At 66.2% G+C, this 15,483-nt stretch carries 13 protein-coding genes; 10 read left to right on the top strand and 3 right to left on the bottom strand.

Annotated elements, in window-relative coordinates:
* Positions 1-5: 5 nt before the first annotated feature.
* On the bottom strand, positions 6-470 hold the full coding sequence (locus tag AC3WJB_RS09220; RefSeq protein WP_492680832.1) for an outer membrane protein assembly factor BamE: 465 nt from the start codon (positions 468-470) through the stop codon (positions 6-8).
* 74 nt (positions 471-544) lie between these two features.
* Between AC3WJB_RS09220 and fur the strand changes: the two genes are divergently transcribed.
* Positions 545-967, top strand: a complete 423-nt coding sequence (fur, locus tag AC3WJB_RS09225; protein ID WP_492680834.1) for a ferric iron uptake transcriptional regulator — start codon at positions 545-547, stop codon at positions 965-967.
* A 42-nt stretch (positions 968-1,009) separates the two neighbouring features.
* Here fur and recN read toward each other — a convergent pair whose 3' ends face one another.
* Positions 1,010-2,683 carry a DNA repair protein RecN gene (gene recN / locus AC3WJB_RS09230; protein ID WP_492680836.1) on the bottom strand — a complete coding sequence of 558 codons (1,674 nt, stop codon included), beginning with the start codon at positions 2,681-2,683 and terminating at the stop codon, positions 1,010-1,012.
* Between the two features lie 143 nt (positions 2,684-2,826).
* Here recN and hrcA point away from each other — a divergent pair, with 143 nt between their 5' ends.
* The 6 genes from hrcA (at position 2,827) to pdxY (ending at position 9,582) form a co-directional block, all read left to right on the top strand.
* Positions 2,827-3,888 (top strand): heat-inducible transcriptional repressor HrcA, encoded by a 1,062-nt coding sequence (gene hrcA, locus AC3WJB_RS09235; RefSeq protein WP_492680838.1) that lies wholly within the window; start codon positions 2,827-2,829, stop codon positions 3,886-3,888.
* A gap of 82 nt (positions 3,889-3,970) precedes the next feature.
* On the top strand, positions 3,971-4,507 hold the full coding sequence (gene grpE / locus AC3WJB_RS09240) for a nucleotide exchange factor GrpE (protein WP_492680840.1): 537 nt from the start codon (positions 3,971-3,973) through the stop codon (positions 4,505-4,507).
* A gap of 127 nt (positions 4,508-4,634) precedes the next feature.
* Positions 4,635-6,557, top strand: coding sequence for a molecular chaperone DnaK (dnaK, locus tag AC3WJB_RS09245; protein ID WP_492680842.1), 1,923 nt, complete (start codon positions 4,635-4,637; stop codon positions 6,555-6,557).
* Between the two features lie 131 nt (positions 6,558-6,688).
* Complete coding sequence (gene dnaJ, locus AC3WJB_RS09250; RefSeq protein WP_492680844.1) at positions 6,689-7,810, top strand: molecular chaperone DnaJ; 1,122 nt, start codon at positions 6,689-6,691, stop codon at positions 7,808-7,810.
* Between the two features lie 51 nt (positions 7,811-7,861).
* Complete coding sequence (gene dapB / locus AC3WJB_RS09255; RefSeq protein ID WP_492680846.1) at positions 7,862-8,677, top strand: 4-hydroxy-tetrahydrodipicolinate reductase; 816 nt, start codon at positions 7,862-7,864, stop codon at positions 8,675-8,677.
* Positions 8,677-9,582: a pyridoxal kinase gene (pdxY, locus tag AC3WJB_RS09260; protein WP_492680848.1), complete on the top strand. Its 906-nt coding sequence runs from the start codon at positions 8,677-8,679 to the stop codon at positions 9,580-9,582. The genes dapB and pdxY overlap by 1 nt, the downstream gene beginning before the upstream one ends.
* A 19-nt stretch (positions 9,583-9,601) precedes the next feature.
* Here pdxY and AC3WJB_RS09265 read toward each other — a convergent pair whose 3' ends face one another.
* On the bottom strand, positions 9,602-10,297 hold the full coding sequence (locus AC3WJB_RS09265; RefSeq protein ID WP_492680850.1) for a 2OG-Fe(II) oxygenase: 696 nt from the start codon (positions 10,295-10,297) through the stop codon (positions 9,602-9,604).
* 212 nt (positions 10,298-10,509) lie between these two features.
* Between AC3WJB_RS09265 and carA the strand changes: the two genes are divergently transcribed.
* From carA to greA, 3 genes are read left to right on the top strand one after another with little or no spacing between them, the layout of a single operon-like run.
* Complete coding sequence (gene carA / locus AC3WJB_RS09270; RefSeq protein WP_492680852.1) at positions 10,510-11,646, top strand: glutamine-hydrolyzing carbamoyl-phosphate synthase small subunit; 1,137 nt, start codon at positions 10,510-10,512, stop codon at positions 11,644-11,646.
* Positions 11,639-14,866 (top strand): carbamoyl-phosphate synthase large subunit, encoded by a 3,228-nt coding sequence (gene carB / locus AC3WJB_RS09275; RefSeq protein ID WP_492680854.1) that lies wholly within the window; start codon positions 11,639-11,641, stop codon positions 14,864-14,866. The genes carA and carB overlap by 8 nt, the downstream gene beginning before the upstream one ends.
* Positions 14,863-15,339: a transcription elongation factor GreA gene (greA, locus tag AC3WJB_RS09280; RefSeq protein ID WP_492680856.1), complete on the top strand. Its 477-nt coding sequence runs from the start codon at positions 14,863-14,865 to the stop codon at positions 15,337-15,339. The genes carB and greA overlap by 4 nt, the downstream gene beginning before the upstream one ends.
* The last annotated feature ends 144 nt before the right edge of the window (positions 15,340-15,483 follow it).

The raw sequence follows: 15,483 nt of genomic DNA on the forward strand, positions 1-15,483 counted from the left end.
CGCGCTCAAGCGCCGTCGCCGGTTCCGGAATCGCCGCCCATGTCGCCGCCGTCCTGTTTGTCGTCGGGCTTTGCATTCTTGTCGCTGCGCCCTTCGTCCGCCGGCGTACTGGCCTTGTACTTCCGGCTTTCCTTGATCAACTGCTCCGCATCCTGGGCAAAGAAGTCGCCCGCGGTGCTCACCAGGGTGTCGTTGTTGAATGTCAACGTGAAGGTGTGGACCGCCATCGGGCCACCGCGCCGCGATTGGGTGGACACGTAATCCCAGCGGTTCTGCTCAAATGGTGAGGTGACCGAGGGCGTTCCCATCAGCAACAGCACCTGATGCTTGGTCATGCCCGGTTTGAGCTCGCTGACCATCGCCTTGTCCAGCAGGTTGCCTTGCTGCACGTCGGGCGTGTAGACCAGGTGGCAGCCCGCCAGGGTCAGTGCCAGTGTGGGGAAAATCAACAAGTTGGCCAGCTTTGCCATGCTGTGGGATCCGGATCGCTGAAGGCTTGAATGATACACTAGGGCTTGGATTGTGCTGCCCAGGCGGTGTCGTCATGGAACAGGGAAGCAAAGAGCTGCGGCGTGCCGGGTTGAAAGTGACGCATCCGCGCATGCGCATCCTGCAGATCTTCGAGGATTCGGGCACTCAGCACGTCACCGCCGAAGATGTCTACAAGAGCCTCCTTGCCCATCAGGAAGAAATTGGCCTGGCCACGGTCTATCGCGTCCTGACCCAGTTCGAAGCCGCCGGCATCATCGTCAAGCACAATTTTGAGGGTGGCCAGGCCGTCTACGAGCTTGATCGCGGCAAACACCACGACCACATGATCGACTTGGACACCGGCAAGGTCATCGAGTTCGTCAGCGACGAGATCGAGCGCCTGCAGGATGAAATCGCCGCCAAGCACGGCTACCTGATCGAAGCCCACAGCCTGGTGCTTTACGTGCGCCCCAAGCCGAAGGTGCGCAAGTCCTGAGGCGCGGTTGCGCGCAGGCTCCCACCGGTTGGAGAACGGCGTTCAGTCGGCCTGGGCGCTCGCCAGCATCTGCCGGGCGTGGGCGCGGGTCTCGGGCGTGATGTCAATGCCGCCCAGCATCCGCGCCAACTCCTCGCCACGTGCCTTGACGCCCAGGATCTCGATGCGGGTGTGGGTGCTGTCGCCGTCAGTCTGCTTGATCACGCGCAGGTGCTGATGACCTTGCGCCGCGACTTGCGGCAAGTGGGTGACGCACAGCACCTGGCAGCGCTTGCCCAGCGCCCGTAGTTTCTGTCCGACGACTTCGGCCACCGCGCCGCCGATCCCGCTGTCGACCTCGTCAAAGACCATGCTGCCGGTGGTGTTCTTGCCCAGGGTGGCGACCTCGAGGGCGAGGCTGATGCGCGCCAGCTCGCCGCCTGAGGCCACTTTGCGCAAGGGTCGTGGCGGCTGGCCCGGATTGGTGGTGATCAGCAGCTCGCAGCGCTCCGCGCCTTGCGCATCGGGCTCTGCCTCGCCCGTGGCCTGCAGCTCGACCACGATGCGCCCACCAGCCATGCCGAGCTCGGCCAGCAGGGCGTTGACCGCCTCCTCCATCCGCCGGGCCGCGGCAATGCGGGCGGCACTCAACCGCTTGCTGGCAGCGGCGTGCTCGGTGCGCAGTTGCGCACGCCGGGTGGCCAGGGATTCAAGCTCGCTGCCTGCCTCCTCGAGCGCGGCGAGCTCGCTGCACAAGGCGTCGCGCCGCGCCGGCAACTCGTCCTCGGCGACCCGGTGGCGGCGCGCCAGGTCGTGCAGGTGGGTCAGGTGGTCGTCCACCTGCTGATAGCGCTGTGGGTCGAGGTCGACGTCCTGCGCATAGCGGCCCAGCTGGTCGTTCGCTTCATCGATCTGGATGGCGGCGCTCTGCAGCAACTCGGCTGCCGGTTGCAGCTGTGGATCGAGCTGGGCGAGCCTGGACAGTTCCTCGTGCGCCCGGTGCAGCGTGCGCTGCGCGGCAAATTCGCTGTCGCCATCGAGTTGCTCGCCAATGCCGGCCACGCCGGTGGCCAGCCGCTCCGCATTGGCCAGTCGGGTGTGGCTGGCCCCCAGCTCCGCCAGCGCTTCGGCCGGCAGGGCCCATTGTTGTAACTCGTCGATCTCATGGCGCAGCAGCTCGATACGTTGGGCACGATCGCCACCGCCGCCCAACTCGCGCATGCGCGAACCCGTCTCGCGCCATTGCCTGGCCGTTGCCTGCACGCGCTCGAGCGGTTCTCCGTGGCCGCCGTAGGCATCCAGCAAGTCGAGCTGGTGCGAACGCGACAAGAGCGCCTGGTGCTCGTGCTGGCCGTGGATGCTCACGAGCAAGGCGGCGAGCTCGCCGAGTTGCCGGGCATTGGCCGGCCGGCCGTTGATCCAGGCCTTGGAACTACCCTCGGCGCGGATGACGCGGCGTAGCTGGCAGGTATTGCCGTCATCCAGTTCCTCGCCTTGCAGCCAGGCGCGGGCTGCCGGCAACCCGGCCACGTCGAACTCCGCGGCAAGCTCGGCCCGGTTGCTGCCCGCCCGCACCATGCCGGCATCGGTGCGCGCGCCGCCGAGCAGCATCAGGGCGTCCACGAGCAGGGATTTGCCGGCGCCAGTCTCGCCGCTGATCACGGTGAGGCCTGGGCCGAAGGCAACCTCCGCGCCCTCGACGACGGCAAAATGGCGGACATCAAGCGAGGTGAGCATGGCTTGCAGCGGCTGGGGATGGCGGGATTGTAACGGTTGCGGCCGGCCGCTACGGTACCGTCGAGGCGGCGCCTTGCAAGGAATGCCGGTGGTCCCTATTTAGAAGGTGTACGAAGTATGGCCACGGCTGAATCGACAGGCATATGACTACTTCCCCTGACCCAGACCTGGATGCACGCTCGCGGCGGCTGTTGCGCGCCCTGATCTCGCAATATCTGGTGGAAGGCGAGCCGGTGGGTTCGCGCACTTTGTCACGCTCGTCCGGCCTGGACATCAGCCCGGCTACGGTGCGCAACATCATGTCCGACCTGGAGGATGCCGGTTTGGTGTCCTCGCCGCATACCTCGGCGGGGCGGGTGCCGACCCCCCGCGGCCTGCGTCTCTTCGTCGACAGCCTGATTGAACTGCAGCCCTTGCCGCGCCACGAGCTGGCCCGGCTCAAACAGGGCTTGGCGCAGGAAGCCTCGAGCACGGTGGGCCTGCTCGGCGACGTGTCGACCCTGCTCTCGGCCATGACCCGCTTTGCCGGCGTGGTCACCGTCCCGCACCGGGTCGATCTGCCGTTGCGGCACATCGATTTCGTGCCGCTGCCGGAGTCCCGGGTCCTGGTGATCCTGGTGCTGGCCGACCATCAGGTGCAGAACCGCGTCGTGCAGTTGAGCAGGCCGGTGCGCGATCGCGACCTGGTGCTGGCTGCCAATTACCTCAACGAGAACTTTGCCGGCCTGCGCATGGACGACATCCGCGCCCGTCTGCTGGCGGAGATGCGCGAGGCCGGTGGCGAGCTGAACCGCCTGCTCTCGAGCACGGTGGAGCTGGCGGTCGAGTCGTTTGCCGTACCCATGGGCCACGACGACGTGCTCGTGAGCGGGCAAACCAACCTGATGGCCTGTGCCGAACTGGCCGACATCTGCCACCTGCGCGATCTGTTCGATACCTTCCAGCGCAAGAGCGAGCTCCTGCAGTTGATGGAGGTGTGCGCCCGGGCGCCGGGCGTGCGCTTGTTCATCGGCGAGGAGTCCGGGTTCACGGCGCTCGACGGCTGCAGCCTGGTGAGCGCCAGTTATGGCGCCAACGGGCAGGTGCTGGGCGCGCTGGGCGTGATTGGTCCGACGCGCATGGCCTACGAGCGGGTGATTCCGGTGGTGCAAGCCACGGCCGGATTGCTCAGCGATGCCTTGAATCGCGTCGCCGCGACCTCATAACCGGCCTCATCTGGCGCCGTTTCCACTGAGGTCGCCCAGGGCGCGGCTGTGTTCCGTCTTTTCCAATCCATGGAGCGTGTTCATGCATGACAGCGATCCCCACCTGCCTGGCGAAGACCCACGGGAGGGCGACGTGTCGACCCCGGCAGCGGCCGAGTTCGAAGTCTTGCGCAAGGAACTGGCAGCGGCCCAGGCCATTGCGCTGGAATCGCGCGACACGCTGTTGCGCGAGCGCGCCGAGCTTGAAAACCAGCGGCGGCGCCAGCAGCGTGACATGGAACAGGCGCGCCGCTTTGCCAACGAGAAGCTGCTGAGCGAGCTGCTGCCGGTGTACGACGGTCTGGAGCGTGGCCTGGCGATCGAGACCGACGACGTGGCGGGCATGCGCGAAGGCATCGGCCTCACCCTGAAGGAGCTCCTGCGCATCGCCGGCAACAACGGACTGGTGCAGGTCGATCCGCTGGGTGAGGTGCTGAATCCGGAACTGCATCATGCGGTGAGCGTGGTCGATGCGCCGGGCCACAAGGCGGACACCGTGGTGAACGTGCTGCAGAAAGGCTATGTGCTCAACGACCGCTTGTTGCGCCCCGCGCTGGTGGTCGTGGCATCAGGTAACTGACCGCGCGCGAGGGCGCAGTGGCCGGACGCTTCATCCAACGGAAGGGCCGGCATTGAATCGCCTGGACCCAACCCCATCTCAAAATCAATCGCGGCCCGCAGGGCTGCCGTAATTTCGGAGCAATCACATGGGCAAGATCATCGGCATTGACCTGGGCACCACCAATTCCTGCGTCGCGATCATGGATGGCAATACCGCCAAGGTCATCGAAAACTCGGAAGGCGACCGCACTACGCCGTCCATCGTCGCCTTCACCAAGGACGGCGAAGTGTTGGTCGGGGCCTCGGCGAAGCGTCAGGGCGTCACCAACGCGAAGAACACCTTTTACGCGGTGAAGCGCCTGATTGGGCGCAAGTTCAGTGATGCCGAAGTGCAGAAGGACCTGGGCGTGGTCTCCTACGGCATCGTCAAGCACGACAACGGTGACGCCTGGGTGGAGACCGCCGACGGCAAGGAAATGGCGCCGCAGGAAATCTCCGCGAAAGTGCTGATGAAGATGAAGAAGACCGCTGAGGATTATCTCGGCGAGACCATCACCGAGGCCGTCATCACCGTCCCGGCCTACTTCAACGACAGCCAGCGCCAGGCCACCAAGGACGCGGGCCGGATCGCCGGCCTGGACGTCAAGCGCATCATCAACGAGCCGACCGCCGCGGCCCTGGCTTACGGCATGGACAAGAAGGGTGGCGACCGCAAGATTGCCGTGTACGACCTCGGCGGCGGTACGTTTGACGTGTCGATCATCGAGATTGCCGAAGTCGACGGCGAGAAGCAGTTCGAGGTGCTGGCGACCAACGGCGACACCTTCCTGGGCGGCGAGGACTTCGACCGTCGCGTCATCGACTACCTGGTCGACGAGTTCCAGAAGGACCAGGGCATCGACCTGCGCAAGGATCCGCTGGCACTGCAGCGCCTGAAGGACGCCGCCGAGCGCGCCAAGATCGAGCTCTCCAGCAGCCACCAGACCGAGGTCAACCTGCCGTACGTGACGGCCGACGCCTCGGGCCCGAAGCACCTCAACATCAAGCTGACCCGGGCCAAGCTCGAGGCGCTGGTGGAGGATCTGGTCAAGCGCACGGTCGAACCGTGCCGGGTGGCGCTCAACGATGCCGGCCTGCGCGTATCGGACATCCATGAGGTTATCCTCGTGGGCGGCCAGACGCGCATGCCCAAGGTGCAGGAGGCGGTCAAGGAATTCTTCGGCAAGGAGCCACGCAAGGACGTCAACCCGGATGAGGCCGTTGCTGTCGGCGCGGCAATCCAGGGCGGCGTGCTGGGCGGCACCGTCAAGGACGTGCTGCTGCTTGACGTCACCCCGCTTTCGCTCGGCATCGAGACCATGGGCGGCGTGATGACCAAGCTGATCGAGAAGAACACCACGGTGCCGACCAAGGCCTCGCAGACCTTCTCCACGGCCGATGACAACCAGACCGCGGTGACCGTGCACGTGCTGCAGGGCGAGCGCGAACGCGCCAGCGCTAACAAGTCATTGGGCAAGTTCGACTTGCAGGGCATCGAGCCGGCGCCGCGCGGCATGCCGCAGATCGACGTCACGTTCGACATCGATGCGAACGGCATCCTGCACGTGTCCGCGAAGGACAAGCACACCGGCAAGGAGCAGAAGATCGAGATCAAGGCCGGGTCCGGCCTGTCCGACGAGGAGATCCAGCGCATGGTCTCCGACGCCGAGGCCAACAAGGAAGAGGACAGGAAATTCCGCGAGCTGGTGGCGACGCGCAACAAGGCCGACCAGCTGGTGCACGCCACGCGGACCGCGCTGAAGGAGCACGGTGGCAAGGTGCCGCCGGATCAGCTCAGCACCATCGAGGGTGTGCTGGCGGATCTGGAAAAGGTCAAGGACGGTGACGACAAGACGGCGATCGAGTCGAAGGTGGCCAAGCTCGAGGAGGTCAGCCACGCCTTGTTTGCAGCTGCCCAGGGTGGCGCTGGCGCCGAAGCCGGTGCCGGCCCGCAAGCGGCCCCGGGCGGCGACGCCGCCGATGACGTGGTCGACGCCGAGTTCACCGAGGTCAAGGACGACAAGAAATAAGGACGGCTGGCAGCGTCGGTGGCGAACAACGCAGCCCGTGACTGGAGGTTTCCGGCGCGGGCTGTGTGGTTGCCGTGGAATGGCATGGCGCGGTTTTGCGCAGGGGTGTATGCGATGGCGTGGATGGGGTCATGAGTGAGCGTGACTATTACGAGGTGCTGGGGGTCCGCCGCGATGCTGGTGCGGCAGAGCTGAAGACGGCGTTTCGTCGCCTGGCGATGAAGTACCACCCGGACCGCAACCCCGACGATCCCACCGCGCAGGACAAGTTCAAGGAAGCCAAGCACGCTTACGAGATCCTCGGCGACGAACGCAAGCGCGCGATGTACGACCAGTACGGGCACGCCGCGTTCGAGAATGGCGGCAGCCGCGGCGGTGCCGGCTTTGCCGACATGGGCGACGTGTTCGGCGACATCTTTGGCGACATCTTCGGGCAGCACGGCGGGCGGGGACGTCCGGCGCGAGGCGCCGACCTGCGATACATCATGGAGCTCGATCTCGAAGAAGCGGTGTTCGGGGTCGGCCGGCAAATCCAGATACCCACGATGGTCAGCTGCCAGCATTGCCACGGCAGCGGCTCGGAAGACGGCAAGGTCGTCACGTGCAGCACCTGCCGTGGGCACGGCCGCGTGCGCATGCAGAACGGCATCTTTTCCATCCAGCAGACCTGCCCCACTTGCGGCGGTGCCGGCAAGACAATTGAAAAGCCATGCCGGCATTGCCGCGGCGAGGGGCGCGTCGAGGAAACCCGCACCCTGGAAGTGCGGATTCCCGCTGGTGTCGACAACGGCGACCGGATCCGTCTCAGCGGCCAGGGCGAAGCCGGGCCTGCCGGCGCGCCCGCTGGCGACTTGTATGTCGAGGTGCGGGTGCGCGAGCACGCGATCTTCACGCGCGACGGCAACGACTTGTACTGCGAGGTGCCGATCCGCTTCTCCCAGGCTGCCCTGGGCGTGACCCTGGCGGTGCCCACGTTGGAAGGCGAGGTGCCGATCAACATTCCGCCAGAGACCCAGACCGGCACCCAGTTTCGCCTGCGTGGGCGTGGCGTCGAGTCGGCCCACAACAAGCGACACGGCGACCTGATCTGCCGCGTGGTGGTGGAGACCCCGGTGCGCCTGACCCGCCAGCAACGCGAGCTGTTGACCGCGTTCGAGGCCACGTTCGAGGACGACGAGGCTTGCACGCACACGCCGCGGGCCAAGGGCTGGCTGGCGGGCGTGCGCCAGTTCTGGTCGCGGGTCACGGCGTGAGCGCCGCCCGGCAGCTGTTGCAGTCCGGACTGCAGCCCGGGCGGGCTTGACGTGGCTGGGCCGGTGATCCGCGTCGCCGTCAACGGGGCCTCCGGGCGCATGGGCATGCCGTTGTGTGGCCTCCTGGCCGCCGACCCGCGCTTCACGCTGCTGCGCGCCGTCGTGTCGCCGCAGTCCCCGAGCCTTGGCGCGCCGGTGCCGGTCGAAGGTGGCCAAGCGTTGCGCTATGTGACCGGCTGGGACGATGCGCCAGACCTGGACGTCGTCATCGATTTCAGCTCGCCGGCCGCGCTCGGTGCCGCGCTTGCGCACTGCCTGGGGGCGGGCGTGGCCCTGGTGGCGGGCAGCACCGGTTACGACGCCGCCATGGACCAGCGCCTGCGCGCGGCCGGCGGACGGATTGCGCTGTTGCGCGCGGCAAACTTCAGTCTCGGCGTCGCGGTCATGCGGCGCCTGCTGCGCGAGGCGGCTGCCGCCTTGCCGGACTGGGACGTGGAGATCGTCGAGGCCCATCACCGCGGCAAGCGCGACGCGCCTTCCGGCACGGCCCTGGCCCTGGGCGAGGCGGCGCGCGAGGGTCGCGGCACCGGCTGCGACGTCGCCCCCTACGTGTTCAATCGCCAGGCGCTCGATGCCGTGCGGGTGCAGGGTGCGATCGGCATGTCCTCAGTCCGCGGCGGCGATGTGGTCGGCGAGCACACGGCGATGCTGATGGCGGCCGGCGAGCGGCTGGAACTGGTCCACCGCGCCACCGACCGCACGGTCTTCGCGCGCGGCGCCCTGCATGCGGCGTACTGGCTGGGCGCGCAGCCGCCTGGCCTGTGGAGCCTCGAGGACGTGCTGGCCAGGCCGCGCGTGGAGGGCTGATGGCTGTCGACGACAAGCTGGTGCACAGCCGCGGCGCGCGCCCTCCCGGGGCTGCGCCGGTCGACGTGATCTCGGTGCAGTCGCAAGTGGTCTATGGCCATGCCGGCAACAGCGCCGCGGCTGAGCCGCTGCGCCAGCTTGGCTTGCGCGTGGCCGAAGTGCCTACCACCCTGCTCAGCAATGCGCCGGTGTACCCGACCACGCGCGGCCGCGTGCTGCCCGCCGATTGGCTGGCGGAGCTGCTGCGCGGCGTCGATGAGCGGGGCCTGCCTGCCCGTGCCCGCCTCCTGCTTTCCGGTTACCTCGGCACCGCCGCCAATGGCGCTGCGCTGGCCGATTGGATCGACCACGTCACGGCGCGGCACTTGTCGTTGCGCTACTGCCTCGATCCGGTACTTGGCGACCTGCACATCGGCCTGTATGTCGAAGCCGGCCTGGTCGACATCGTCCGCCGGCGCCTGTTGCCGCACGCCTGGCTGCTCACGCCCAACGCCTTTGAGCTCGGCCTGTTGTGCGGGCGTGCTTGCGTGACGGAGGCAGAGTGCCTGGAGGCCGCGCGTGCATTGCAGCGCGGCAGCACGGCATGGGTGGTGGTGCACGGCATCGAGCTGGCCGGCGGCGGTGTGGGCGTACTGGCCGTGGGCGCCGACGAAGCCTGGCGCCTGGCCACGCCGGAGCTGCCGATCGACCTCACCGGCACCGGCGACGTGTTTGCCGCCCTGCTGGCCGGCTTCCTGGTACGTGGCGAGCCGTTGCCGCGGGCCTTGGAACGAGCCACGACCGGCGTGCACGTCGCCTTGGAGCAAACCCTGCGGGCCCAGGTGGAGGAGCTCGAAGTGCGCCTGGCGGCGCCGGCTGCCGAGGACGACGGCGACAGGCGCTTCATTGCCGCGCGGGTGGGTTGAGCCGGTAGCTGGCGGACGTTCAACGCGGGTGCGAGGCGTTGCGGTCGCGGCCGGCGCCAAGCTGCCGGTCCAGGACGCCGAAGAGTTTCTTGAAGCCCCGGGCAAACCGACCGCGCCGCGTCTTGCGCAGTTTGTCCTGCTCGCTTACCAGCCAGGCGACCTGGATGACGCGGCGCTCGCCGGCGTACGGCAGATGGCCGTGGAAGGAGTTGTCGCAACGCTTGAACGCGGCGACCTCGCCGTACAAGGGCACCAGCTCGGGAGCGAGCAGGCTGTCGATGTCGTCGACCTTGCCGAGAAAGCGCAGGCAGCCGTCGCTGGTGTCGGGCCACTGCGCGTTCAGGTAAATCAGCGCCGTGGCGACCTTGGAGCGGCTGTCGGTGTGGATCGTGCCGTGGCGCTTGTTGAGCAGGCGGCACAGGGTCACCAAGGTTGGATAGCCGTCCAGGTGCTCGATGTCCAGGTGCTTGCCAAGTACCTGGGCAAACTCCGGCGAGGTTACGTTGTCGATCAGGCGGTTGATGGACGGGCCACAATCGGCCGGATCGTAAGGGAAGAAGCCGGCACTGCCGTAACGCGGGAAATCGCGGTCCAGGTCGGCATAGGCTTCGCGGGGCAGTTGGCCATGTGCCACCAGGAATGGAAAGGGCTCCTTCTGGATCGTGGTATCCGCACGTTCGAGGCGTGCGGGATCAAGCAGGACGGTACTGTGCATGGATGTTCGGGCAGTCGTGGCCAGGCGCCAGTTTAGCCTGCAAGTGACAGCGCGAGACTGCGGGCGTCGGCCGCGGTTCATGCCGTATACGGTGGACATGCCGGCTGGCCACGCTTATGATTTGCAGCCGCCCTGCTGGTTTTTCTGAGCCGCACAAGCCGGTTATGCCACGGCTTGCGGACTTTGTCGTATCTAAAAAGGCGGTATCCCGTATGCCTATTCCTGCATTGCTCGCCCTCGCGGATGGCAGCGTGTTCCGCGGCTATGCCGTGGGCGCGATTGGCCAGACGGTTGGTGAGGTCGTCTTCAACACGGCAATGACCGGTTACCAGGAAATCCTGACCGACCCGTCCTACGCCAGGCAAATCGTCACCTTGACCTATCCGCACATCGGCAACACCGGGATCAACACCCAGGATGGCGAATCGGCACAGGTGCAGGCAGCCGGGCTGGTGGTACGCGACGTACCACGCATTGCCAGCAACTGGCGCAGCAGCGAAAGCCTGACCGAGTACCTGCGTCGTTGCGGGACCGTGGGCCTTGCCGGCATCGATACGCGCCGGCTGACCCGCATCCTGCGCGCCAAGGGTGCGCTGGCTGGATGCATCGTCGCCGGCGAGCAGGTGGACGCCGAAGCTGCATTGGCGGCCGCACGCGCCTTCCCTGGATTGGACGGCATGGACCTGGCCAAGGAAGTCAGTACGCGCGAACGCTACGAGTGGAACGCCGGCTGCTACGACCTCGACCGCGCCGCCTTCGACAGCGTGCAACCCCGCCATCGCGTGGTCGCCTACGACTTCGGCACCAAGTTCAACATCCTGCGCCTGCTGGCGCAGCGCGGCTGCGCGATCACGGTGGTGCCGGCGCAAACCACGGCCGCGGAAGTGCTGGCCATGCAGCCCGACGGCGTGGTGTTGTCCAACGGCCCGGGTGATCCGGCCGCATGCACTTACGCGATCGATGCCACACGCGAGCTGTTGGAGGCGAAGATCCCGTTGTTTGGCATCTGCCTGGGTCACCAACTCATGGCGCTGGCGCTCGGGGCGCGCACGGTGAAGATGAAGTTCGGCCACCACGGCGCAAACCACCCGGTGAAGGATCTGGACGACGGGCGCGTCCTGATCACCTCGCAGAACCACGGCTTTGCAGTCGATCCGTCGACCCTGCCGGACAACACGCGGGTGACCCACAACTCACTGTTTGACGGCTCGCTGCAGGGCTTCGCGCTCACCGACCGTCCGGCGTTCTGTTTCCAGGGCCACCCCGAGGCCAGCCCTGGGCCGCATGACATCAATTACCTGTTTGACCGTTTCGTGAAGCTGCTGCAGGAGGCCGTCTCCCATGCCTAAGCGCACCGATATCAAGAGTGTCCTCATCATCGGTGCCGGCCCGATCGTGATCGGGCAAGCCTGCGAGTTCGACTACTCCGGCGCCCAGGCCTGCAAGGCGTTGATGGAGGAGGGCTACCGGGTCATCCTGGTCAACTCCAACCCAGCCACGATCATGACCGACCCGGATACCGCCGACGCGGTGTACGTGGAGCCGATCAACTGGCAGACCGTGGCCCGCATCATCGCCAAAGAGCGGCCCGACGCGGTGCTGCCGACCATGGGTGGCCAGACCGGACTGAATTGTGCGCTGGACCTGGCCGACCACGGCGTGCTGGAGCAATACGGCGTCGAGCTGATTGGTGCGCGGCGCGACTCGATCCGCATGGCCGAGGATCGCGAGCTGTTCCGCAACGCGATGGACGAGATTGGGCTGGCTTCGCCGCGTTCGGCAATCGCGCGTTCGCTGGAGGACGCGCGCGCAGGGCAGGTCACGCTGGGCTATCCCTGCATCGTGCGGCCCTCGTTCACGCTCGGCGGCACTGGCGGCGGCATCGCCTACAACGTAGAGGAATTCGAGGCGATCGTGACCCGTGGGCTGGAGATGTCGCCGGTGCACGAGGTGCTGATCGACGAATCGGTGCTGGGCTGGAAGGAATTCGAGATGGAAGTGGTCCGCGATACCGCGGACAACTGCATCATCGTCTGCGCGATCGAGAACGTCGATCCAATGGGCGTACACACCGGCGACTCGATCACCGTGGCGCCGGCGCAGACCTTGACCGACAAGGAGTACCAGCGCCTGCGCGACTACTCGATTGCCGTGCTGCGCAAGGTCGGCGTGGACACTGGCGGTTCCAACGTACAGTTTGGCATCAACCCGGCGGATGGCCGCGTGGTGGTGATCGAGATGAATCCGCGCGTGTCGCGTTCATCGGCCCTGGCGTCCAAGGCCACCGGCTTCCCGATTGCCAAGGTGGCGGCAAAGCTCGCCGTCGGCTACACGCTTGACGAACTGAAGAATGAGATCACCGGAGGCCTGACCCCGGCTTCGTTCGAGCCGTCCATCGATTACGTGGTCACCAAGATTCCGCGTTTTGCGTTCGAAAAGTTTCCCAGCGCGGACGCGCGGCTGACCACGCAGATGAAGTCGGTCGGCGAGGTCATGGCCATTGGCCGCAGCTTCCACGAGTCGCTGCAAAAGGCCTTGCGTGGCCTGGAGATTGGCAAGACCGGCCTGAACCCGACGGGTCTGGACTACACCAGCCAGGACGGGATGGCCGTGCTCCGGCGCGAGCTGCGCGAGCCGCATGCGGCTCGCATCTTCCACGTTGCCGACGCCTTCCGCGCCGGCCTCAGCCTGGACGAGATCTTCCAGCTCAGCCACATTGACCCATGGTTCCTCGCCGCCATCGAGGACCTCGTGACTTGCGAAGCCAGCGTTGCCGCGCAGGGTATCAGCGCGCTGGACCACGAGCGCATGACCGCGCTCAAGCGCCTGGGCTTCAGCGATGCGCGCATTGCCGAGTTGCTCACCACCGACGAGGCCTCCGTGCGCCACTTGCGCCATACCCTGGGCATACGCCCGGTGTACAAGCGCGTGGATTCGTGCGCCGGCGAGTTCGCCACCGGCACCGCGTACCTGTATTCGACCTACGAGGAAGAATGCGAGGCCGAACCCAGCACGCGGGACAAGATCATGGTGCTGGGCGGCGGCCCGAACCGGATCGGGCAGGGCATCGAGTTCGACTACTGCTGCGTGCACGCATCGCTGGCGCTGCACCAGGATGGCTACGAAACCATCATGGTGAACTGCAACCCGGAGACCGTGTCCACCGATTACGATACGTCCGACCGCCTGTACTTCGAGCCGGTCACGCTGGAAGATGTGCTTGAGATCGTGCACGTGGAGCAGCCCAAGGGCGTCATCGTGCAATACGGCGGCCAGACGCCGCTAAAGCTGGCCCGTGCCTTGGAAGCCGCCGGCGTGCCGATCATTGGCACCAGCCCGGACAGCATCGACCTGGCCGAGGACCGCGAGCGCTTCCAGCATCTCATCGCCAGGATTGGCCTGCGCCAGCCGGTCAACCGCACCGCCCGCAACGCCGAGGAAGCGCTGACCCTGGCCCGCGAGATCGGCTACCCGCTGGTCGTGCGTCCAAGCTACGTGTTGGGTGGCCGGGCCATGGAAGTGGTGCAGGACGATGCAGACCTCAGCGCCTACATCCGCGACGCCGTACAGGTGTCAAACAATTCGCCGGTCTTGCTCGATCGCTTCCTGGACCACGCGGTCGAGGTCGACGTCGACGTGATTGCCGACGCGCAAGGCGAGGTGCTGATTGGCGGCATCATGGAGCACATCGAGGAGGCCGGGGTGCATTCGGGCGATTCGTCCTGCTCGCTCCCGGCGTATTCGCTGCCGCAGGCGATACAGGACGAACTGCGGCGTCAGGTGACCCTGATGGCGCGCGAGCTCAAGGTGTGTGGGCTGATGAATACGCAGTTCGCGATCCAGGGCGACGCCGTCTACGTGCTGGAGGTGAACCCACGTGCCTCGCGCACGGTGCCGTTCGTGTCCAAGGCCACTGGCGTCCCCTTGGCCAAGGTTGCGGCGCGGGTCATGGCTGGGCGCTCGTTGGCCAGCCTGGGCGCGCGCGCCGAGGTGTTGCCGCACTATTTCTCGGTGAAGGAGGCGATCTTTCCGTTCCTCAAGTTCCAGAACGTGGACCCGATCCTCGGCCCGGAGATGCGTTCGACCGGTGAGGTCATGGGCGTCGGCCGCAGCTTCGGCTCAGCCTTTGCGCGCGCCCACGAAGCGGCTGGCATCAAGCCACCGGAGCTGGGCAAGGTGTTCCTTTCGGTGCGCAACGCGGACAAGGAGCTGCTGGTGCCGATTGCCCGGGAGATCATCTCGCGCGGTTTCAACCTGGTGGCCACCTCCGGCACGGCAACCTATCTGACCGCGCACGGCTTGATCTGCGCGCGGGTCAACAAGGTGCTCGAGGGGCGTCCGCACATCGTGGACTTGATCAAGAACGGTGAAATCGTCTATATCGTCAACACCACCGAGGGCAAGCAGGCCATTGCCGATTCGTTCTCGATCCGGCGTGAGGCGCTGCAGCACCACGTCACCTACTCGACCACCCTGGCTGGGGCGCGGGCGCTGGTGCATTCGATGGACTTCCGCAGCGACGGTGCCGTGCACAGCCTGCAGGAGTTGCATCAGGAGTTGAACACATGAATCGTCCGCCCATCACCAACACTGGCGCCATCCGGTTGCGCACCGAGCTCGAGCGCCTGAAGTTCACCAGCCGGCCGCGCATCATCGCCGCCATTGCCGAGGCGCGCGCGCACGGCGACCTCAAGGAAAACGCGGAATACCATTCCGCGCGCGAGGAGCAGAGCTTCATTGAAGGCCGGATTGCCGAGCTGGAGGCCCTGCTTTCCACGGCCGAGGTCATTGACGTCACTCGGCTCAATCCAGGCGATCGCATCGTGTTTGGTGCCACCGTCGACCTCGAGGACGAGGATGCCGGTACGCGCGTGACCTATCAGATCGTTGGTGACCTGGAGGCGGACATCAAGCAGCACCTGATCGCGGTATCGTCGCCGATCGCGCGTGCGCTGATCGGCCAGCACGTGGGCGACAGTTTCGAGTTCACCGCGCCGAATGGCGTCAAGCACTATGAGATCATCGACGTGCGTTACCAGTGAGCGCAGGCGCGCTTCCGGGCGGCGCAATCGAATCCGCGCCGCACACAACAAAAAAGCGTCGGGAACGATTTTTGACATCGCGCAGCGATGGCCCGAAGGGTGGCTGCCAGGGATGGCGGCCACAAAAAAGCGTCGGGAACGATT

This window comes from Rhodanobacter sp. FW510-R10 (assembly GCF_058781105.1).